The organism is Microvirga lupini, assembly GCF_014191055.1.
Classification (GTDB): Bacteria; Pseudomonadota; Alphaproteobacteria; order Rhizobiales; family Beijerinckiaceae; genus Microvirga; species Microvirga lupini_A.
Window position 1 is genome coordinate 1,186,494 of the sequence record NZ_JACHWB010000001.1, and the last position, 20,056, is coordinate 1,206,549.

At 58.2% G+C, this 20,056-nt stretch carries 20 protein-coding genes; 10 read left to right on the plus strand and 10 right to left on the minus strand.

Translation table 11 applies throughout. The features are described 5' to 3' along the window. Positions 1-107 precede the first annotated feature (107 nt). The gene (locus tag FHR70_RS05885) at positions 108-1,970 is read right to left on the minus strand and encodes a TRAP transporter large permease subunit (protein ID WP_425487846.1); all 1,863 of its coding nucleotides are present in this window, start codon (positions 1,968-1,970) and stop codon (positions 108-110) included. A gap of 71 nt (positions 1,971-2,041) precedes the next feature. Beyond that, the gene (locus FHR70_RS05890) at positions 2,042-3,097 is read right to left on the minus strand and encodes a LacI family DNA-binding transcriptional regulator (RefSeq protein ID WP_183447999.1); all 1,056 of its coding nucleotides are present in this window, start codon (positions 3,095-3,097) and stop codon (positions 2,042-2,044) included. Between the two features lie 104 nt (positions 3,098-3,201). Here FHR70_RS05890 and FHR70_RS05895 point away from each other — a divergent pair, with 104 nt between their 5' ends. From FHR70_RS05895 to FHR70_RS05910, 4 genes are all read left to right on the plus strand, one after another. Further along, entirely contained in the window at positions 3,202-4,218 is a 1,017-nt protein-coding gene (locus tag FHR70_RS05895; protein WP_183448001.1) for a TRAP transporter substrate-binding protein, read from the plus strand. A 92-nt stretch (positions 4,219-4,310) separates the two neighbouring features. Continuing rightward, positions 4,311-4,850, plus strand: coding sequence for a VOC family protein (locus FHR70_RS05900; RefSeq protein WP_183448003.1), 540 nt, complete (start codon positions 4,311-4,313; stop codon positions 4,848-4,850). Positions 4,851-4,858: 8 nt separating this feature from the next. After that, entirely contained in the window at positions 4,859-6,124 is a 1,266-nt protein-coding gene (locus FHR70_RS05905; RefSeq protein ID WP_183448005.1) for a ribulose-bisphosphate carboxylase large subunit family protein, read from the plus strand. Between the two features lie 14 nt (positions 6,125-6,138). After that, complete coding sequence (locus FHR70_RS05910; RefSeq protein ID WP_183448006.1) at positions 6,139-7,425, plus strand: four-carbon acid sugar kinase family protein; 1,287 nt, start codon at positions 6,139-6,141, stop codon at positions 7,423-7,425. A 133-nt stretch (positions 7,426-7,558) separates the two neighbouring features. Here the strand turns inward: FHR70_RS05910 and FHR70_RS05915 are convergent, their stop codons facing one another. From FHR70_RS05915 to FHR70_RS05925, 3 genes are all read right to left on the minus strand, one after another. Next, a complete protein-coding gene (locus FHR70_RS05915; protein WP_183448007.1) occupies positions 7,559-8,320 on the minus strand; it encodes a glucose 1-dehydrogenase in 762 nt (253 codons plus the stop codon). Positions 8,321-8,390: 70 nt separating this feature from the next. Beyond that, positions 8,391-10,022: an acyl-CoA synthetase gene (locus tag FHR70_RS05920; RefSeq protein ID WP_183448008.1), complete on the minus strand. Its 1,632-nt coding sequence runs from the start codon at positions 10,020-10,022 to the stop codon at positions 8,391-8,393. Positions 10,023-10,062: 40 nt separating this feature from the next. Next, positions 10,063-10,872, minus strand: coding sequence for an IclR family transcriptional regulator (locus FHR70_RS05925; RefSeq protein WP_183448009.1), 810 nt, complete (start codon positions 10,870-10,872; stop codon positions 10,063-10,065). Positions 10,873-11,072: 200 nt separating this feature from the next. On the opposite strand from FHR70_RS05925, the gene FHR70_RS05930 reads away from it, so the two are divergent. The 4 genes from FHR70_RS05930 (at position 11,073) to FHR70_RS05945 (ending at position 14,061) form a co-directional block, all read left to right on the plus strand. Beyond that, the gene (locus FHR70_RS05930) at positions 11,073-11,225 is read left to right on the plus strand and encodes a hypothetical protein (protein WP_183448010.1); all 153 of its coding nucleotides are present in this window, start codon (positions 11,073-11,075) and stop codon (positions 11,223-11,225) included. 20 nt (positions 11,226-11,245) lie between these two features. After that, positions 11,246-12,256 carry a TRAP transporter substrate-binding protein gene (locus tag FHR70_RS05935; RefSeq protein WP_183448011.1) on the plus strand — a complete coding sequence of 337 codons (1,011 nt, stop codon included), beginning with the start codon at positions 11,246-11,248 and terminating at the stop codon, positions 12,254-12,256. Positions 12,257-12,351: 95 nt separating this feature from the next. Beyond that, positions 12,352-13,155, plus strand: coding sequence for an SDR family NAD(P)-dependent oxidoreductase (locus tag FHR70_RS05940; RefSeq protein ID WP_183448012.1), 804 nt, complete (start codon positions 12,352-12,354; stop codon positions 13,153-13,155). A gap of 48 nt (positions 13,156-13,203) precedes the next feature. Continuing rightward, complete coding sequence (locus tag FHR70_RS05945) at positions 13,204-14,061, plus strand: PCC domain-containing protein (RefSeq protein WP_183448013.1); 858 nt, start codon at positions 13,204-13,206, stop codon at positions 14,059-14,061. Between the two features lie 172 nt (positions 14,062-14,233). Here FHR70_RS05945 and FHR70_RS05950 read toward each other — a convergent pair whose 3' ends face one another. The 5 genes from FHR70_RS05950 to dctP all read right to left on the minus strand — a co-directional run bounded on the left by FHR70_RS05950 (position 14,234) and on the right by dctP (position 18,502). Beyond that, entirely contained in the window at positions 14,234-15,124 is an 891-nt protein-coding gene (locus FHR70_RS05950; RefSeq protein ID WP_183448015.1) for a shikimate dehydrogenase, read from the minus strand. A 5-nt stretch (positions 15,125-15,129) separates the two neighbouring features. Beyond that, a complete protein-coding gene (gene aroQ, locus FHR70_RS05955; protein ID WP_183448017.1) occupies positions 15,130-15,579 on the minus strand; it encodes a type II 3-dehydroquinate dehydratase in 450 nt (149 codons plus the stop codon). A 28-nt stretch (positions 15,580-15,607) separates the two neighbouring features. After that, a complete protein-coding gene (locus tag FHR70_RS05960) occupies positions 15,608-16,909 on the minus strand; it encodes a TRAP transporter large permease (RefSeq protein ID WP_183448019.1) in 1,302 nt (433 codons plus the stop codon). After that, positions 16,906-17,424: a TRAP transporter small permease gene (locus FHR70_RS05965; RefSeq protein ID WP_183448021.1), complete on the minus strand. Its 519-nt coding sequence runs from the start codon at positions 17,422-17,424 to the stop codon at positions 16,906-16,908. The genes FHR70_RS05960 and FHR70_RS05965 overlap by 4 nt, the downstream gene beginning before the upstream one ends. 85 nt (positions 17,425-17,509) lie before the next feature. Next, positions 17,510-18,502, minus strand: coding sequence for a TRAP transporter substrate-binding protein DctP (gene dctP, locus FHR70_RS05970; RefSeq protein WP_183448023.1), 993 nt, complete (start codon positions 18,500-18,502; stop codon positions 17,510-17,512). 198 nt (positions 18,503-18,700) lie between these two features. On the opposite strand from dctP, the gene FHR70_RS05975 reads away from it, so the two are divergent. Both FHR70_RS05975 and FHR70_RS05980 read left to right on the plus strand, forming a co-directional pair. Then, complete coding sequence (locus FHR70_RS05975; protein ID WP_183448025.1) at positions 18,701-19,369, plus strand: GntR family transcriptional regulator; 669 nt, start codon at positions 18,701-18,703, stop codon at positions 19,367-19,369. Continuing rightward, positions 19,366-20,046 (plus strand): GntR family transcriptional regulator, encoded by a 681-nt coding sequence (locus FHR70_RS05980; RefSeq protein ID WP_183448027.1) that lies wholly within the window; start codon positions 19,366-19,368, stop codon positions 20,044-20,046. The genes FHR70_RS05975 and FHR70_RS05980 overlap by 4 nt, the downstream gene beginning before the upstream one ends. Positions 20,047-20,056 lie beyond the last annotated feature (10 nt).

Sequence of the window (20,056 nt, forward strand, 5' to 3'; positions counted from 1 at the left end):
AGGCTGATCATCTTTTAGCTAAGCGTTCGTGGGAAGAGGTTCGCAACAGACGGTCGTTCCAGCATGCTGCTGCTCTATGGCAGCAGCATGCAAATTCTGTTTCGCTTCTATAGATAAGCCGTCGACAGAGCCGGGATCATGGCGATGACGAGGAGCCCAACGAAGAGCGCGCCAATATAGGGCCAGATGGCACCCATGGCCTCATCCGGCGAGACGTTGCCGATCTTGCAGGCGATGTAGAATCCGATACCAATCGGAGGCGCCATCAGCCCTACATTCATCGCCGTTACCACGACCATGGAATAATGGATGTCGTTTATCCCGAGGGTCTTTGCGATCGGGAACATGATTGGAGCCATCAAGACAATGGCCGGCAGCCCCTCGAGCACGCAGCCGAGCACCATGAAGACTGCAATCGTCACGAGCATATATGTAATCCAGCCACCCGGCAGGTCTGTGACCATTGCAGCCATTTTGAAGGCGAAGCCAGTTTGGGTGAGCGCCCAGGCCATGGCGGAGGCTGTGCCCAGAATGATCAGAATAGCGCCCGAGAGAGCTGCCGTCTCGACCAACATGTCATAGATCTTGCTGGGGCGGATGCCGCCGTAAAGGACCATGCCGATGATGAGAGCATAGAGCACTGCAATGGTGGAGACCTCCGTGGCCGTTGCTACGCCACCTCCAACAGCGCTTCGAATCAGGAACGGCAGGACCAGAGCGGGAGCGGCCACCGCCAGAGCCTTGCCAACCAAACGAAGCGGAGCCCGACGGATCCCATCCATGACTTCGCTCCGCGCCTTCCAGCGGGCAAGGATGGCGAGAACAAGGAGCAGTACCATGGCGATGACGAAGCCGGAGGTGAACAATCCGGCAATGGACACGCCGGCGACCGACCCGAGCACGATAAGGACGATCGAGGGCGGCACCGTATCGGCCATAGCCGCGCCGGTCGCCAAGAGAGCGATCATTTCCCGTGGCTTGTGGCCGCGTCGCTTCATCTCCGGGAACAGAGCCGGTGCCACGGTGGCCATGTCCGACACCTTCGATCCGGAGATGCCGGACACCAGGAACAGCGAGCCGAGCAGCACATAGGACATGCCGGCCCGCACGTGTCCGAGCAGAGAGGCGAGGAAGTCGACGATGGCCTTGCCCATGCCGGTAGCGTCCAGAATGCAGCCCAGCAGCACGAAGATCGGCACCGACAGAAGGATCAGACTCGACATACCCTCATCAATCCGCCCGATCATCACCATTGTCGGAACCGAACTGGTAACGGTCAGAAAGGTGAGAGCGCCAAGACCGAAACAGAAAGCAATCGGCACGCCGATGGCAAGAAAGAAGGCAACGAAGCCTACGAGAAAGATGAGGATGTTGATGTGGCCCAACGGCGGCAGGGATGGGGATACAAGCCATAACAGCGCGCCTGCAACAGCGATGACAGCGGCTGCTGCGGCAATCTCAGAGGCCTTGGCGGCGCGGACTGTTTCCCTGAGCGCAAGAAGCGCCATCAAACCAATACCTACCGGAAGAGCAGCCACGCGCCAGCTCATTGGAATGTTGAGCGCGGCCGAGGTGATGTAGGATTCCTCAATCACGTATTCGATGGCAGGCCACAGCATGCCAAACAGAAAGACCGCAACCAGAAGAGGCCCAAGCGCGCTGAAGAACCCGCGCAGCCTTTCTGGAAACATATGAAGGAAGAGGGTCAGGCGGAGGTGCTCATTGCGGTCAATAGCGATGACAGCACCGAGCATGGCAAGCCAGAGGAAACAAAATGCGGCCGCCTCGTCGACCCAGATGATGGGAAGGGAAAGAATGTAGCGTGAAGTAACGCCCATCAAGAGGAGGCCGATGATCACAACAAGGATGATGGACGAAACCATCTCCACGGGCTTAAGGAGCACTGATCCGCTTTTCAAACCGGTCGGCATATCCTCGATTTCACCGATGCCGATGCTCTCTGTTGCCATAGTCATTGTCTCCTCCGTCGTCCCTGATTGTCTCTGGCACGTTTGTTCTTCGTGATTATGAATGGCCGCCGTCAGGGCAGATTTTCCCTGAAGACGACTTCGACCCGCATGGGATCGGGCGGGCTGTTGATCTTGTGTCCCTCCCGCAAATCGCGGAAGAGGGCGGCGCATTTGGCGATGGTATCTTCAGCGCTTTGGGTAATAACGGCATCCATCGTGCCGTCGAGCAGGAACTCGCGGGTGTCGCTTGTCAGTCCGTGGCCGACGAAGACCACATTCTTCTCGCGTCTTGAATCTTTGAGGGCGCGGCCGATGCCGGAAGCACCGCCGCCGATATTATATATTCCATCCAGATCAGGATGGTGGGAGAGAAATGCCCGCATTTGACGGTAATTCAATGCCTCGTCGTCATGTCCTTCACGCAGACCAACTACTTCGATGTCGGGATAGAGTTCCTGCAGGATATCGAGGAAACCCATCTCACGCTCTCCATGTGCGCGGTAGCTGAGACTGCCGGCGATCATGGCAACCTTAGCGGGACGTTTGGCGATGAAGCGGGCAAGCAGATAGCCTGCCATTCGCCCTGCGGCCCGATTGTCAAGACCGAAATAAGCTGTGCGCGTTGGGCTGGCGACGTCGGAGATTAGCGTCACCACAGGCTTTCCCGCGGCAGTGATGCGACTGACAGCTTCACGCACCACGGGATGCTCGATCGCCATGAAGGCTATCCCATCTGTATGCTTGGCGTGGCGGTTCAATGTCTTCGCAAGCAGGTCGGGGTTGAAGCTGTCGATATATTCGACAGTGGGCCTGATCGAGAAGCGCTCCAACTGCGGCGTCATCTCGCTGATCATGCGGCCCAGCATGGTGATGTAGCGGTTGGTTCCCAGTGGAAGAATGAACGAGATTTGCGCGAGCGGCCGCACGTCCCGGATCCGCTCATCGCTCTGGTCCACATACCCGAGTTCCGCTGCAGCCTTCATGACCCGCTTGACCGTCGCTGCCTTTACACCCTGGCGGCCGTTCAGAACCCGATCAACAGTGGCCGTAGAGACATCCGCGAACCGCGCGATGTCCACAATGGTCACACGCCGGTTGAAGGAAGGAATATCAGCAAGAGTGCTCATTAGTTACATCAAATTACATCAAAATTTTGATTTGACCGCATCATTCTTATGACGGATTTTTCCATTCGGAAAGAGAAAAACATCTTTTTGGGAGATATCACGCCATGATCATCAGCCGTAGGACGCTTCTCAAAGGCATCGGGGCTGCTCCGGCTGCCGTTAGCCTCTTCTCAGTTCCACGATACGCTCACGCTGCCGAAATTACGCTGCGCTACGGCAACAACCTGCCTCTCAGTCATCCCCTCAATATCCGTGCCAAGGAAGCTGCTGACCGGATCGCGAAGGAAACGAATGGGCGCGTCGAGATGCTGATCTTCCCTGCCAATCAGCTTGGCGGAGATACCGACATGCTATCTCAGGTGCGCAATGGTGCTCTGACCTTCTTCACTCCGTCGGCACTGGTGATCGCTACCCTTGTTCCGGTCGCGGCCATCAATGCCGTTGGCTTCGCGTTCAAGGACTACAACCAAGTCTGGGCTGCCATGGATGGTCCGGTTGGGGCTTTCGTACGTAAGGCTATTGCTGATTCCCGGCTGCACGCGCTTGAAACCATGTGGGATAATGGCTTCCGCCAGATGACCACGAGCGGTGCTCCGATCCAGAGCGCTGACTCGATGAAGGGCCTGAAGATCCGCGTTCCGGTGAGTCCGATCAGCATTTCGATGTTCTCCGGCCTTGGCGCTGCGCCGGCCAGTTTGCAGTTCAGTGAGGTCTATACGGCGCTCCAGACTAAAGTGGTTGATGCTCAGGAGAACCCGCTGCCGATCATTCAAGTGGCGAAGCTCTACGAGGTGCAATCCTCCTGTGCGCTCACGAATCACATCTGGGACGGCTATTGGTTCATCGCCAATGGCCGCCAGTGGGCAGGCATGCCGGGAGACGTGCAGGAGATCGTCTCGCGCGCTATCAATGAGGCGGGCCTGAAGCAGCGGCAGGACATCAAAACTCTCAACGAATCCGTGCAGGCCGATCTGCAGAGCAAAGGGCTGTCGTTCAATCAGTGTGATACGGAAAGCTTCCGCGCCAGATTGCGCGAAGCCGGCTTCTACAAGGAATGGAAGCAGAAGTTCGGCCCGGAGGCCTGGGGCCATCTTGAAAGCGTCGTCGGAACGCTCGCCTGACGAATGCTGTACGACCCGGTGGAAAGCACCGGATTCTCATCTTTCCCGGGCGCGGTTCAAGAGGTCGCGCCCTCATCGGATATAGGTAAGTTATGAGCCGATTTCTCGGAGAGATCAGGCAGGCAGGCTATGTTGTCGACGACATTGAAGCCGCCATGGATTATTGGTCGCGCGTTCTAGGTGTAGGGCCTTTCTTCTATAAGGAGCAGGTGCCGATCGAGAACTACAGGTATCGGGGTGAGGCCTATCGGCCGCACAATTCCGTGGCGCTCGCTAATTCCGGTCCACTCCAGATCGAGCTTATCCAGACCCGTAATGATGCGCCATCCATGTACCGCGACTTCAGGCAGGCTGGTCATCGTGGCCTGCAGCATGTCGCCTACTGGACGGAAAGCTACGATGCCGATCTGGAACGCTTGATGAAGCAAGGGTTTGTTCCGGTGATGAGTGGGGAGGTCGGCGAACGCGGGCGCTTTGTCTATTTCGACACTGAGTACCATCCAGGCACCGTGATCGAACTGTCGGAGGTGGCCGGACCAAAGGGCAAGATGTTTCAGCTGATCAGAGAGGCTTCGGAAGGATGGGACGGACGCGATCCGGTTCGGCCGTTCCCTAATCTTTCTCAGCTTTGAGGTTCGTCATGTCGGATGCGCATTACGAGGCGACCTATCTCGTTGAAACACCCTTGCCGCTTGAGGCGGTGGCCGAGGTGATGGCAGGCGAGCAATCCTGCGGGACCTTCACCCGTGTCGAGGGGGAAACTGACGAACTGCGCGAGCGCGCCAGTGCGAATGTCGTGGCAATTCGAGACCTAGGGGAAGTTGCGCAACCCTCCGTCCGCAGCTCTTGGCTCGACCGTAAGGGTCTATCAACGTCCTCCCGCCGCGGTGAGGTCGTAGTGCGCTTTCCGATTGCGAATGTTGGGGTAAACTTATCGACGCTTGCCGCAACTGTGGCTGGCAACCTCTTCGATCTTGGTGAGGTGACAGGCCTGCGGCTCGAAGCGCTCAAGCTGCCCAGCGCTTACCGGAAGCAGTATCCCCTCCCTCAACATGGCATTGCAGGCACGCGCCGCTTGACCGGCGTTACTCAAGGTGCGCTCATCGGGTCCATAATCAAACCGAACGTTGGGCTTCGTTCCGAGGAAATCGCATCGCTGGTGGCGCGCCTATGCGCCGCCGGGCTCGACTTCATCAAGGATGATGAGATCGCAGCCAATCCCGTCCACGCGCCACTGTCGACCCGCATTCCAGCCGTGATGGCCGCCGTGCGCCGCCATCAGGATCGTACTGGCAAGCATGTCATGGTCGCATTCAACATCACCGATGAGACGGATGCTATGCGACGGCATGCAGATCTGGTGGCTAAAGAGAGTGGTACTTGCGTCATGGCCAGCCTGAACTGGTGCGGGTTCTCCAGTATCGAGACACTGCGGCGCAGCACCGATCTGGTGATACACGGTCATCGCAATGGTTATGGCGCACTCTCGCGTCATCCTGGACTTGGTATTGGTTTTAGAGCTTATCAGACGCTTTGGCGCCTCGCCGGTGTCGATCATATGCATGTGCACGGCTTGGGAGGAAAATTCGCGCAGGCGGACGATGAAGTGGTGGAGAGCGCGAAGGATTGCTTGACATCTCTTTGCGACGCCGATGATCGAGTCATGCCTGCTTTCTCTTCCGGTCAGTGGGCGGGAACGGTGGAGCAGACCTATTCGGCCGTGAACACGTCTGACCTTCTTTTTATGGCAGGTGGTGGGATCATGGCCCATCCAGGCGGGCCAGCGGAAGGTGTCGCGAGCATACGTGAGGCCTGGCGGGCTGTGGAGGCGGGCGAGAGCATTGCTGGTGCCAGGGCCAAGCATCGCTCACTTGCGGATGCGTTCAGCTTCTTCTCGGAACATTAAGGGATAGGGCTGCCATGAAACCGTCCTATGGATGGTACGGAGACGATTTCACGGGAGCGACAGATACGCTTGCAACATTGGCACGACGTGGTCGTCGAGCCTTTCTTTTCCTACGCATACCCGATCAGCAGAAACTGGCTCAGGTCGGGGATCTTGACGCTTTAGGGATTGCAGGTGCTGCACGTACGATGGATCCGGCGGAAATGCGGGCCGAGCTCGTACCCATCGGAGCGTTCTTCCATGATCTTGGAGTTCGCATCCTGCATTACAAATGCTGCTCGACCTTCGACAGTGCCCCGGCGCGTGGAAATATCGCGGTGGCAACCGCGATCCTGCGCGAGTATATGGCGCAGGGAACTGTTGCTATCGTCGGCGGCCAGCCATCACTGGGCCGCTACTGTGCCTTCTCCAATCTGTTCGCATCATTCGGGGCTGATGGAGGTGTCTTCCGACTCGACCGTCACCCGACCATGAGCCGGCACCCGGCAACGCCTATGACCGAGTCCGACCTGAGACAGCATCTGGCCGCTCTCGGCATGGAGGATATAGAGGCGGTACACTGGCCTTTGCTTTCCGGAGACTCAGAAGCTATTGCCGACGAATGGCAACGACTGTCGGGGACAGCGTCCGCAGTGCTGCTCGATGCACTGGACGCACAGCATATCAGTACTATCGGCCGCTTGCTTCGAGCAGAAAGCCGGCGGAATTCCTTACTGGCAGTAGGACCTAGCAGCGTCGCCCAGGCTTTCTTCAACGAGAGGACGCAGACGGTAGATCCTCTGTCGAAAGCCATGGATGGGCCTGTGCTTGCTTTTGTGGGGAGCCTATCCCCGACAACGAGAGTGCAGATGGCGGCTGCGTATTCCTATACACGTCTGACTTTGGATCCCGAGAGCCTCCTGTCGAGCTCAAAGATGCGGGAGGAGATTATCGCAAGTGCGACATCTGCGTTGGCTCGAGGTGAGCACGTTATGCTTTCGACGGCTCCTGATGCTGGTGATGTTCCGCATTCTGCAACTACTGATCTCGCGGTAGTCAGCGCCTCCCTTGTTGATGAGGTTATCAGTCGTCATCCTGTTCGGCGGCTGGCGATCGCCGGCGGCGATACATCGAGCCGGATTGTTGGTCATCTCGGCTATTGGGGCCTTGGCTATCATAGCCAGATCAGCAACGGTGTCGCCGTTAGTCTCGCCCGGAGCGATGACCCATCACGCGATAGAATGCTCGTGATGCTTAAAGGTGGGCAAGTGGGTCATGAGCATTTGTTCGACGCATTTGTCGATAATAAATATACAGTGTGAAATAAGCGTGCCTAAGAAATTTATTATTAGTTTCAGTTCGAAATTGAATAGATTAAATAATAAGTTAATTGTTTTGTTGCTTGCACTCTCAAACTTCGATTCTTAGGGGTAGTTGGGGCAAATGCTTGCGTCTTCATTGACCTAACAGGCCCGCGGCGGTGAAACCGCCGTCCACACAGAAAGTCTGCCCTGTAATGAAACCTGATTTAGTCTCATCGAGGAGAAAGATCGCCATACTGGCGATGTCGGATGGCTCTCCATATCGACGCTGGGGAACTCTCTCGATCCACTCGGCGCGGATCTGATCAGTGTGGATCTCGCGCACAAGGGGCGTGTCTATGGGGCCTGGCGCAATGGCGTTGACGCGTACTCCCGAAGCCGCAAGCTCCACGGCCATGACCTGTGTCATTGTGATCACTCCGCCTTTAGAGGCGCCATAGGCGACCCTTCCGATGTTGCCGCGAATGCCTGAAACTGACGCGATGTTAACGATTGTGCCCTTGCCGCGCTCACGCATCCGTTTGGAAATCTCGCGAGACGTCACGAAGCTCCCGACGACATTGACGTCGAGCATCCTGCGAAACAGATCGGCACTGGTGTCGAGCGCCGGCACATCCTTCGCAATACCCGCGGCGTTGACTAGCCCGGTAATTGCGCCAACACGCGCTTCACATTGCGCCACTGCCTGTACGACTGCGGCTTCATCCGCGATATCCAACTGAAGAAAATGGGCGTTCTCACCGGGTCCTTCGAGCGCTTTCCGACTCTCATCAAGGTTCTGCTCGTCCCGATCCGCAATGATGGCGCGCCAGCCTTGATCAAGAACTGCCTTGGCGATGGCAAAGCCGATGCCGGAGGCTCCACCTGTGACAAAGACTGTTTGCTGCAAAGACACCGTGCTCTCCTGCTTTGTGATGCCCCACCTGATCTCTCACTGGCACATGCCGCTGTTGTAATAGTTCCGGTCAGCGCTGGTCTGAAACTGAATTGTGCTCAAGGCATTGAAGGCAGCCTTTTGTCTCCAATTCTCCACGAATAGCCTTTTTCGTGATCTTGCCATAAGCTGATTTAGGCAGCGCTTCCCAGAAGAATATACGCTTTGGAAGCTTATATCGTGCAAGCCTACCCTCGAGCCAAGCGAGGAGTTCGTCCTCGCTGAGTGTCCGTTCCGACCGCAGTGTGCAGACGGCAACCCCAGCCTCACCCCAAGTTCTGTCAGGTACGCCCAGCACTGCGACTTCCGAGATCGCCGGATGGGTGAGGATTTTCTCCTCGATCTCGCGTGGATAGATGTTGGAGCCACCCGAAATGTACATGTCCGAGGCACGGCCGGTGATAAAGAGAAAACCCTCCTCGTCCATATGCCCAAGGTCGCCGGTTCTGAACCAGCCTTCTCGAAAGGCTTTCGCATTGGCTTCCGGGTTGTTGTAGTAGCCGGCGAAGACAGCCGGACCACAGACGCAGATTTCGCCTGTCGTACCTGCCGACACCTCTTGTCCTTGATCGTCTTGGATCGAAACCTGCATGCCGGTACGCTCATAACCGCAGGTTCCAACTTTCACGCCAGGACTATCTTCCAGGTCGTGAAGGGCAGGAGGCAGAACAGTGATGTTGCCAGTGACCTCCCCGAGTCCGAAGTATTGCACCAGCACCTTTCCAAGTTTCGCCAGCGCGTGCTTCTGGTCCTCCCGGTACATGGGAGCGCCGGCATAGATCACATAACGGAGAGATGAGTGATCGTGCGCATCGACCGAAGGATGCTCTGTGAGAAGCTTCACGATGGTAGGTACCGTGAACATGTTCGTGATGTGCCACTTCTCCACTAGGCTCCAGGCCTCGTTCACGTCAAAGCGCTCTCCCGAAAGCAGCACCGTTTTGGCGGCCCGCGCGACCTGCACGAGTTGATGAACGCCAGCGCCATGAGATAGCGGCGCGACCACGAGGGATGCGTCGATGTTCGTCGTGCCCGGCATCAGGTCGCTAAGATGATTGGCGATGACGAAAGCCATCTGGCCATGGGTCAGAACGGCAGCCTTGGGCCGCCCCGTCGTTCCTGAGGTAAAGAAGAACCAGCAGGGATCATCGTGCTCCACCGCCGCTGCTGGCGCCGACTGCCCCCTGTGTTTCCCGACAAATTCGTCGTAGTCTTCCCCAAAGCTTGTGCGACCGATGGAGATGACAAACCGGACATCTGGAGCCGCTTCGCGGATTGCCTCGGCATGTTCGGGAAAATCACCGTGACAGATCATGGCTGAGGCGCCGCTTGCCTGGGCCAAGTAGGCAACCTCGTCCGGTGTTTGCCGGAAGTTCGTCGGCACCCAGACGGCGCCAAGTCGGAAGCAGGCAAACATCGATTCGAACATCTGGTTGCAGTTCTTGGACTGCACTAGGACGCGATCGCCTTTCCGGATACCCTTTGCCGCAAGCGCTGCCGCCATGGCATCGACACGCTGGTCGAGCTCTGCCCAGCTCCATGTGCGCTCGCCCCAGACGAATCCGATTTCTCCGCCGTGCCGACGAGCGGCCTGACGCAGGATGTGAGAAAGATTCATGACCCGCTTCGTCGCGGGCGTGATCAGGAGAGGGCTGCTGTTCATGAGGTTCGTTCCGAATGGACAGGGCGATGGATAAACATGGTCAGGCTCTCACAGGACGAAACATCTTGCGGAGCTTGCGCTCGACGCTCTCGACCTCTGTTCTGAGATAGCGGATAAGCTCCGGCTGTCGCTCAGCGCTCATGCGGCTGTCGATGGCCGCGAGGCTCAATGCGCCGGCGACACGCCCATCAGGGAATCTGATTGCAAGGCCGAGCCCCCAGGAACCGGCAACGATGCGACCGGGATTTAACGCATAACCCTGCCGGCGCGCTGCCGCGATGTCGTCACGGATCTGTTCCGCCGAATAATACGTGTATTGGGTTTCGAGAACCTTCCTGTTCGCAGCGAGGATGGTCTCCACCTCATTCTCTTCGAGAGAAGCCAACATCGCGAGCGAACCGGCGCCAACTCCGAGAGGATGCTGATTTCCGACCTGCAGAGCGTGGGTGCGCACGGGATAGGTGCCTTCCTCGCGATGCAGGCACACAGCGTAGTTGCCGCGTTTCACGGACAGGAAGCTCGTGTCCATCGTAACTGCAGAGAGATTGCGCAAGCTCTCAAGCGAAAGCTCAAGTAGGCCATGACGACGTGACGCAAGGGTGCCAACCACATAGGCTTCCTCGCCAAGATAGTACCGGCGGGTATGCGCCTCTTGTTCCACGAGGCCGGCCCGCATCAGCGCGAGGAGCAGCCGCCGCGCTGTCGGCTTATTGAGTCCGCTCCCCTCGACGATGTCGCTCAGCTGCATGCCCCGTTCCGCTTCGCGTCCGACGAGTGCCAGCAGGCGCAGGGCCCTATCCACACTTTGGGATCCTGACAGATCTCTGGTCGATAAGGAGGCATCATCCATGGTGCAAATCCGCGATAGGTCCACATAATGGACCAGTGCTGCCGGTCGTCATCCCTTCCTTGAAGCTAAATTGGATCGAGTTGTGTTGCAATGGTTTGTAAGACGTGTATCTTTTTGACGCCAGAAGAGAAAGAAAGATCCATAAAGTGGACCTGCCGCGGGGTATTTGTTGCTGTCCTGGCAAGGAGGGAGAGGGCGAGATGATCCTTGAGAGAGCCGGCTGGTTCCCGTGGCTTGCCATGCCTGGCTCGGTCATCGCCTTCTTCGGAATCGGTGCTCTGGCATTCCTTGCGCTCGGTACGTTCCACCTCGTTCCGGTGGTACGGGAGGCTGCAACAAGTCGCTCTACATAAGAAGCATGAGGGAGAGAGACATGATCATTTCACGACGTACCCTACTGCATGGCACTGCCTCCGCGGCACTCGCCGGCAGCTTCGGAGTTCGGGCTCAGTCAGCCGAATTCACCTATAAATATGCTAACAACTTGCCGATCACCCATCCCATGAACCTGCGCGCGAAGGAAGCCGCCGACAGAATCAAGCAGGAGACGGGCGGTCGGGTCGAGATCCAGATTTTCCCCAACAACCAGCTCGGCTCCGACACCGATATGCTGAGTCAGGTCCGGTCGGGCGGCGTCGAGTTCTTCACCCTGTCGCCTCTGATCCTGTCCACTCTCGTGCCCAACGCCTCAATCAGCGGCATCGGCTTCGCCTTCCCGAACTATGACAGCGTGTGGAAGGCCATGGACGGCGATCTAGGCGCCTACGTGCGCGGTCAGATTGCCAAGGCGAACCTGATCGTGATGGACAAGATTTGGGATAACGGCTTCCGCCAGACCACGAGTTCCAATAAGCCGATCAAAACGCCTGACGATCTGAAAGGATTCAGAATCCGCGTGCCGGTGAGTCCGCTTTGGACCTCCATGTTCACGGCCTTCGGTTCGGCACCGGCCAGCATTAACTTCGCAGAGGTCTATACGGCACTTCAAACGAAGGTGGTCGATGGGCAGGAAAATCCCCTCGCGATCATATCCACGGCAAAACTCTTCGAGGTGCAGAAATTTGTCTCCATGACCAACCACATGTGGGACGGGTTCTGGTTCTTGGCTAATCGCCGCGCCTGGGAGCGCTTGCCGGAGGACCTGCGCCCCATCGTGGCAAAGCACCTCAACGAGGCTGCGGTTGCCGAGCGCGCGGATGTGGCAAAGCTCAATGCAGGCCTCAAAGACGAGCTCGTCTCCAAGGGCATGCAGTTCAACGATCCTGATCCAGCCCTTTTCCGCGAGGCGCTGCGCAAGGCCGGGTTCTATGCCGAATGGAAGAAAAAGTATGGCGATGAGGCTTGGACCATTCTTGAAAAGGCTGTGGGCACTAGCCTGACCTGAACCATAGCTTAGTTAAGATCTTCGCGACCGGTGGATGCCGCCGGTCGCTGCACCTTCCCTGCTGAGCGTGCGGATTCCAGACGCTGGAGAGCTTTATGGTCGACCGTCTGAAGGGAAAAACGGCTATCGTTTTTGGAGCCGGTTCCTCAGGTAAAGGTTGGGGCAATGGCAAAGCCGCAGCCCTTGCTTATGCGCGCGAGGGAGCCCGCGTCGCCTGTATAGACCTCATCCGAGAGGCCGCGGAGGAAACGGCATCGATCATTGCGAAGGAAGGCGGCGAGGCTGCCGCAATCGCTGCCGATGTCACTGATACAGATTCCGTGGTGGCAGCCGTCTCTCAAGTCGCCACGTTTTTTGGGCGTATCAATATCCTGCATAACAATGTAGGTGTGGCCCATATGGGCGGTCCGGTCGAGCTGACCGAGGAGCAGTTCGAAGCAGCGCTGACGCTCAACATCGGACCGGTCTACCGCACTGCCAAGGCCGTGATTCCGCATATGCTGCGGCAGGGAGGGGGCGCCATTGTCAACATCTCCTCCCTCGCGGCAATCCGTTGGACGGGCTATCCCTACTTCGCCTATTACGCCACCAAGGCTGCAGTGAATCAGGCAACAGTGGCACTCGCGATGCAATATGCCCGTCAAGGCATCCGTGCCAACTGCATCATGCCGGGGCTCATCGATACGCCGTTGATCTATCGCCAGATCTCCGGGCAATACGCTTCTGTCGAAGACATGGTGGCGGCGCGCAATGCGGCTGTTCCCATGGGCCGGATGGGAACAGCCTGGGATGTAGCCAACGCGGCTGTCTTTCTCGCCTCCGACGAGGCGACGTTCATTACGGGCGTTTGTCTGCCGGTGGATGGCGGACAGAGCTGTGCGGTGTCCGAATTTCGCTGATAGGCAGGTTATACGTGCAGAATGGTGCTGCGGGAGTGTTGATTGACCATGAGACGCATCGAGCATCCAGGACCGGCTGATTCCGAGCGCATGACCGCCATCGCGGGTTCCGCCGTTCCGCTACGCTTTGTGTTGGAGCCAGGCCTCGCAGTCGATGCAGCTATAGCTGCAGGCCTGACACGAGCCGGCTGCATCGGCGGCTTTGTGGAGTTCCGGGGAGGCCGCTGCGAGCCTTTCCGCTATGTGATGCCTGCCGCATCCTCTGATCCGCGCTATGTGGCTTGGTATAGCGAGACCTTCGAACCAGTTGGGCCTGTGAATGTAGAGCGCGCCTGCGCCATTATCGGTGTGCGGGATGGAAAGATCTTTCTCCATTGCCACGGTATCTGGGAAACGTCCGAAGGAAAGCGGATGGGCCATATGCTCGCTCCCTTGTGCAGAGTCGCGGAAACCATTGAGGTTTCGGGCATTGGCTTTAAGGATGCCACCTTTGAGGCCATGCCTGATATGGAGACGAACTTCACCCTGTTCGAGCCGGTTCGGAGTGTCGGATCGAGGCCGTTGAACATGAATGCTCAAGTGCTTCTTGCAAGGATACGTCCTAATCAAGACATTAGCATCGCTATTGAAGGAATCTGCTTACAGCATGGAATAGAACGAGCCAAAGTTTATGGTATCGGGAGTCTAAATGGCGTGCACTTCAGTGACGGTTCTCAGTTGGAATCACATGCGACCGAGGTCCTGATCCATGATGGTCGCTTAGAGGACGAGGATGGGCAGGCGCGGGCACGCCTTGCCATTGACGTCGTTGATATGAACGGAGTGATCGCCTCTGGAGTGATCAACCGTGGTGATAACCCCGTATGCGTTACCTTTGAACTAGTAATCAAGGCGCTTGGTGGATAAGCTACAAATTGGTTTTCCGCCTAGGCGATCTCAGCTAAGCCAACCCATTCGATGCCAGAAGATGAGTGTAGAAAGCCTCGGAATTCTACGCTCTGCTCCAATTCGGATATTTTGGCCGATTGAGCCCTTAGAAGCTACAAATACTACCTTTACCCATTTTTACTGCCGAGTATCACATCTCTGCAAAGTGTTGGAGCATCCGCTCAGCATTTGCCTCCAGACCTGTGAAAAGCCTGAACGCACCTACAGCCTGAAAAACGGCCATGCCTCCGCCCGACATGATGCTGCAACCGCGTACTCGGGCCTGGCGCAACAATTCGGTTTCCAGGGGGAAGTAGACGATGTCGACGACCCAGAGTTCGGGGCGCAACAGATCGGCAGGCACAGCCATGCCTGGGTATTTCGCCATCCCGAGCGGCGTGGTGTTGACCATGCCATCAGCCGCAGCCATGGCGTCCTTAACGGAAACCCCATTTGAGGCGCGGCTTTCACCGAACCGCTCACGCAGGGCAGACACGAGAGCCTTGGCGCGGGTTTCGTCTGTATCGATGATGGTGACTTCGCCTATCCCCAGGGTAAGAAGGGCGTGGGCGACCGCAGCGCCGGCTCCGCCTGCGCCGAACTGAACGACCAAGTCGCGGCGAACGTCGGGTAACTCGCGTTGAAAGCTTTCGGCAAAGCCCCACCAATCGGTGTTGTGCCCAACACTACGGCCGTCTTTCAGAACAACCGTGTTCACAGCCCCCAGGGCCGCCGCGTCAGACGATAGCTCATCGAGAAGAGGGATCACTGCCTGCTTGCAGGGATGCGTGATGTTCAGCCCGGCAAAGCCGAAGCGCCGGGCGGCCGTGAGGATCTCTGGGAGCGCGTCCGCACCGAGGCCGAGCGTCTCCAGGTCGATTAGCTTGTAGACATAGCGCAAGCCTTGCTCGGCGCCTTCTTTCTCGTGGAGAGCGGGCGTCCGAGACGCCTGAATTCCGGTGCCCACCAAGCCCACAAGCACGGACGGATGGTGCCATGAATCCAAGGCCTTCCTAGTTCCAGTACGAGGGGCGCTTGTCATAAGCGTCAGACCTTTGCCGGCAGTGCGTCGATCATGTCGAGCATGGCACGCACGGCCACGGAATAGCCTTTGGTGCCGAGCCCCGCGATGACAGCAGTCGCGACCGGAGAGACATAGGATTTGTGATAGATCGGCTCGCGCTTATGGATGTTCGAGATGTGCAATTCGATGAGCGGACCGGGAAACATCTTCAGGGCGTCCATGATCGCCATGGACGTGAAAGTGAAGGCTGCCGGATTGATGATGATGCCGCTGCCCTCGTCGATGGCCTCATGAACCCATTCAATGATCTCATATTCCCGGTTTGACTGGTGAAAGACGATTGGCTGATCGGATGCGGCTTCCCGGCACATAGCTTCCACCTCGGCCAGGGTCGTGCGGCCGTAGATCTCCGGCTCGCGGGTTCCCAGGCGGTTGAGGTTGGGGCCGTTGAGAATGTAGATCGGCTTGCTCATCGGAATCAGTCTCTAAAAGGGAGCAGGCTCATCCCTGGTAGCCAAAGAGGCGCGGCAGCCAGAGCACGGTTTCAGGCACGAAGGTCATGATCGCGAGGGCAACGATCATGGCGACGAGGAACGGCAGCGAGTCGCGGACGATCTCGCGCAGCGGCTCTCCGGAGATGTTCGCCATGATGAACAGCAACAGCCCGTAGGGGGGCGTGATCAGCCCGATCATGATGTTGACGACCACCACCACGCCGAAATGCACGAAATCAATGCCCAGCGCCTGCGCGGTTGGAATGAAGACAGGCACCACGATCAGCAGGATTGCCGTTCCTTCCAATACGCAGCCGAGGAGAAGCAGCAGGACGTTGACGAAGATCAGGAATCCGACGGGGGACAGGTCCCACGATGCCAGAAGCGCCTTCACGCCTTCCGGAATATTCTCGACGGTAATGACATAATTGAACACGAGCGCACCGGCGATCAGCATGCCGATGGATGCCGTCGTCCGCGCGCTGACAGCAAGCGCCTTGTAGAATTCGCGCCAGCTCACGCTGCGGTAAAGCCCCGCCGATATGAGAAGCGCGTAACCGGCCGCGACGGCTGCGGCTTCCGTTGGGGTCATCACGCCGCTGTAGATGCCGCCGAGCAGGACGACCGGCATCATGAGGGATGGGAAGGCCTCCCAGGTGATCCGCGGCAGCTTGCGCAAGGGGACTGGCTTCTCGACTGGGAAGTTCTTGCGGCGCGCCGTGATCGCCACGATCATCATCTGGCTCAGGGCCATCAGCAAGCCTGGAATAACGCCGCCAAGGAAAAGAAAGCCGATCGAGGCGTCGGACACGAGCGCATAGAGTACCATCGGGATCGAGGGCGGGATGATCGGCCCGATCACCGACGAGACGGCCGTCAGCGCAGCGGCGTAGCTTCCGGGATACCGGCCGTCGCGGGTCATCATGGCCTGCATCATGCGTCCGGTGCCTGCGGCATCTGCGATGGCCGAGCCGGACATGCCGGCGAAGATGATGCTCTGCAGGATGTTGACCTGGGCAAGGCCGCCGCGAAAGCGGCCGACCAGTGCATTGCAGAACGCCATGAGGCGGTCCGTCATGCTTCCGATATTCATGAACTCGGCGGCGAGAATGAACAGCGGAACCGACAGGATGACGTAGTTGGAATACATGCCGTTGAGCAGCTGCTCGGCGGCAGTTCCCATGTCGAGCCCTGCCAGCAGCAGGTACAGGATCGAGCCGGCGATCATCGCATGGCCGATCGGCAGTCCAAGAAAGGCGAGGGCGGTGATCGCCACGAGCGAGATCGAGAAGGGGCTGGTGAGGTTCATACGCCGGAGCTCGCTTTGGTAGGGTCGAATTCATCCGGCGCCGCGCCCCGCATGGCCTCCCAGGCGATCCAGATGTAGCGAATGATCGTGGCGATGGCGAAGACGATGTAGATCGAGAACAGCCAATCGAACCTGATCTTGAGATAGCTTGTTTTCTCCACCTTCATGAATGTCACGTAGTCGATAACGGCCGGAAGAGAGATGGCGTAGAGCGCGATCACGGCGAAGGCGCTGACGAGCGCCATTACGCGGCGGGGTCCCGGGCCGACGGCGCCATAGATGATGTCGAAGCGGATTTCCTCACGCTCGCTCACGACAAAGGCTGCGCCCCACAGGACGAGCCAGAGCCATAGGACGACGCTGATCTCGTGCGTCCATCCGATCGGAAGTCCCAGAAGATACCGGAAGGCGATCTGCAGGAGGAAGGCTGCGAACATCGCGGCCAGCATCGCAGCGGCGATGTTCTCGGCGCGTCGAGCAAGCCACGAGCCGATTGCCCGCAAGGATGAGGTCATGAAAGCCGTTCCCCTCGTGAGAAGGCGCTGAGCACTTGTGACAAGGCCGTCGGAGCAAAGCCCCGACGGCCGAGGCATTGAAGCCTTACATCGCGTTGATCTTGTCGACCATGCCCGCCGGCCAGCTCTTTGCTAGGTCGGACGCCAGGTACTTCTTCTGCGCGAATTCGCGGAAGGCTTTCAGATCGGGAGTGTAGACCTCAAGGCCCTTCTCCTTGAAGAAGGTCGCGAGCTGCGCCTCCTGCTTGAGGTGTTCCTGCGTGCTCCACTCGATCGCCTTGTCGGCCGCCGCCTGGAAGGCCGCCTTCTTCTCCGCTGACAGAGAGTCCCAGACCTTGTTTGACACGGCCAGAAGGTCGAAGCCGACGAGATGGGAGGTCAGAGCAATCTGCGACATCACCTCATAGAACTTCATGTTCTGCACGTTCGGCAACGGGTTGTCCTGCCCGTCGATGGCGCCCGTCTGTAGGCCGGTATAGACCTCCGCATAGGCCATCGGCGTGGGGTTCGCGCCCAGGGACTGGCCGAGGAACTGCCAAGCATCGCCGCCGGGCATGCGCAGCTTAACACCGGCGAGGTCTTCCGGTTTGTTGATTTTCTTGTTGGGCTTGAGGCCTACATGCCGAGCGCCAAAATAGGTTGGCCCGAGGATGTGGATGCCCAGCTTGTCCGAGGCCATCTTCTTGAGCTGCTGGCCAACGTCGCTGGCAAAGGCTTTTTTCAGATGATCGGCATCGCGGAAGAGATAGGCCGAAGTGACGATGGACCATTCCGGGATCTGGTTCGAGATGTCCTGCGGGGCGATGTTGCCCATCTCGAGATTGCCGCGCTGCATGGCGACGAGCTCGGTGCCTTGCTTGAACAGGGTGCCGCCGTAATAGGGCTGAAGGTTGAAGCCCTGCGCCTTCACGGCCTCGCCGAACTGCTTCATCATGTTGGCCCGGATGTCCTGCTCCGAGAACACGGCCGAGAACCTCAGATTTGTTGGTGTCTGTGCGATAGCCGCTCCGGCTGTGCCCCATGCCAGTAAGGCCGCGCCTGCAGCCATCAGGGCACGCCGATTGATGTCAAATCCCATAATTTCCTCTCCTTCAAGTTGCCGCGCATTGGTCTGCGTCTTGGTGGAACTATCCTCTCAGAGGTTTGCGAAATCAATAGGCATTAAACAAAACATCTGATATTTTTGATTACAGCATATAAGATTGGCTGCTCACCCCTGAGATGAAGTAGCCTTGGAGGGTCCATTGAGGGCAAGGCACCAACCAAAGGTGGCCGGATGAGCGTCGAGTTGCTGGCGACGTCCATTGCCGACAGAGCCTACGACCAGATCCGCGCCGATATCGTATTCGGGCGACTGGTCCCCGGAACCCGCCTCCGGCTGGACCGGCTGGCGAGCGCCTATGGCGCAAGCGTCAGCACTTTGCGGGAGATCCTGAGCCGGCTCTCGTCGGAGGGCCTCGTCATCGCCGAGGGGCAGCGAGGCTTCCGGGTTGCTCCCGTCTCGCCCACAGGTTTCGAGGATGTGGCAGCCATGCGGCTGCTCCTGGAAACCTACGCCTTGCCTCTGTCCTTCGCGGCCGGTGATCTCGAATGGGAGAGCCGCGTCGTGGCTGCCCACCACAAGCTCGCCTTCATGGAGCGGCGAATGTTGGCCGGGGACCAGAAGGAAACGGAACTGTGGAAGCGCTACGACCGCGAATTTCACCAAGTCCTGATCGAGGCCTGCGGCTCCCAAACCCTGCTCGATCTCTACGCCGGCGTGTTCGATCAGTATCTCCGGTATCAAATGGTGGCTGTGGTGTTTCGTGGAGAGATCGCTGCCGGGGAGCACAGAATGCTCCTAGATTACGCCCTGACACGCAAAGCTGAGAAGGCCTGCGCGGTACTTACCCAGCATGTGAACGGATGCGTGGCTTATACGCTGAAAAAGGGAATGCTGGGATGAGCGACGACGTGCATGTGTTGCCTCAGCCTTCAACGGTTGGAGAAAGCGCCTATCAGAAGATCCGGTCTGATATCGTGTTCGGCCGGCTCCCTCCCGGCAAGAAGTTGAAGCTTGAGCGCCTCAAGGAGGATTACGGCGCCAGCGTCAGCACGCTTCGAGAGATCCTGAATCGTCTCCATTCCGAGCGGCTCGTGGTCGCCGAGGGCCAGAAAGGATTCGAAGTGGCGCCCGTCTCCATTGCCAATCTGAGGGAGATCGCCGCTCTCCGCCAGCTTCTTGAGTGCCGCGCGCTAGAGCAATCCTTCAGGGCGGGCGACGTGGAATGGGAGGGCCGGGTCGTGGCCGCCCACCACCGGCTCGCCCGGATGGAGGAGCGCATGGCTCAAGGCGACAGATCTCATACCGAGGAATGGAAGCGGTATGACTGGCAGTTCCATCAGGCGCTCATCTCTGCTTGCGGATCGAGGATGCTGATCGACAACCATGCTGCGGTCTTCGACAAGTACCTGCGCTACCAGATGATCGCCCTGAGCTATCGTGGCGACATCGCCGCCAACGAACATGCTGAGCTTATGAAATGCGCTCTCAGACGCGATGCGGCCCGCGCCTGCGAGGTCCTGACGCGCCACGTCGCCGGCGGGGTCGAGCATGCGCTCGCCACGGGAACCATCAGCTGACAGCAGAAGG

Coding starts and splice junctions, on each gene's coding strand:
- FHR70_RS05885 (WP_425487846.1), bottom strand. CDS start 1,970: ATGGCAACAGAGAGCATCGGCATCGGTGAAATCGAGGATATGCCGACC.
- FHR70_RS05890 (WP_183447999.1), bottom strand. CDS start 3,097: ATGAGCACTCTTGCTGATATTCCTTCCTTCAACCGGCGTGTGACCATT.
- FHR70_RS05895 (WP_183448001.1), top strand. CDS start 3,202: ATGATCATCAGCCGTAGGACGCTTCTCAAAGGCATCGGGGCTGCTCCG.
- FHR70_RS05900 (WP_183448003.1), top strand. CDS start 4,311: ATGAGCCGATTTCTCGGAGAGATCAGGCAGGCAGGCTATGTTGTCGAC.
- FHR70_RS05905 (WP_183448005.1), top strand. CDS start 4,859: ATGTCGGATGCGCATTACGAGGCGACCTATCTCGTTGAAACACCCTTG.
- FHR70_RS05910 (WP_183448006.1), top strand. CDS start 6,139: ATGAAACCGTCCTATGGATGGTACGGAGACGATTTCACGGGAGCGACA.
- FHR70_RS05920 (WP_183448008.1), bottom strand. CDS start 10,022: ATGAACAGCAGCCCTCTCCTGATCACGCCCGCGACGAAGCGGGTCATG.
- FHR70_RS05925 (WP_183448009.1), bottom strand. CDS start 10,872: ATGGATGATGCCTCCTTATCGACCAGAGATCTGTCAGGATCCCAAAGT.
- FHR70_RS05930 (WP_183448010.1), top strand. CDS start 11,073: ATGATCCTTGAGAGAGCCGGCTGGTTCCCGTGGCTTGCCATGCCTGGC.
- FHR70_RS05935 (WP_183448011.1), top strand. CDS start 11,246: ATGATCATTTCACGACGTACCCTACTGCATGGCACTGCCTCCGCGGCA.
- FHR70_RS05940 (WP_183448012.1), top strand. CDS start 12,352: ATGGTCGACCGTCTGAAGGGAAAAACGGCTATCGTTTTTGGAGCCGGT.
- FHR70_RS05945 (WP_183448013.1), top strand. CDS start 13,204: ATGAGACGCATCGAGCATCCAGGACCGGCTGATTCCGAGCGCATGACC.
- FHR70_RS05950 (WP_183448015.1), bottom strand. CDS start 15,124: ATGACAAGCGCCCCTCGTACTGGAACTAGGAAGGCCTTGGATTCATGG.
- aroQ (WP_183448017.1), bottom strand. CDS start 15,579: ATGAGCAAGCCGATCTACATTCTCAACGGCCCCAACCTCAACCGCCTG.
- FHR70_RS05960 (WP_183448019.1), bottom strand. CDS start 16,909: ATGAACCTCACCAGCCCCTTCTCGATCTCGCTCGTGGCGATCACCGCC.
- FHR70_RS05965 (WP_183448021.1), bottom strand. CDS start 17,424: ATGACCTCATCCTTGCGGGCAATCGGCTCGTGGCTTGCTCGACGCGCC.
- dctP (WP_183448023.1), bottom strand. CDS start 18,502: ATGGGATTTGACATCAATCGGCGTGCCCTGATGGCTGCAGGCGCGGCC.
- FHR70_RS05975 (WP_183448025.1), top strand. CDS start 18,701: ATGAGCGTCGAGTTGCTGGCGACGTCCATTGCCGACAGAGCCTACGAC.
- FHR70_RS05980 (WP_183448027.1), top strand. CDS start 19,366: ATGAGCGACGACGTGCATGTGTTGCCTCAGCCTTCAACGGTTGGAGAA.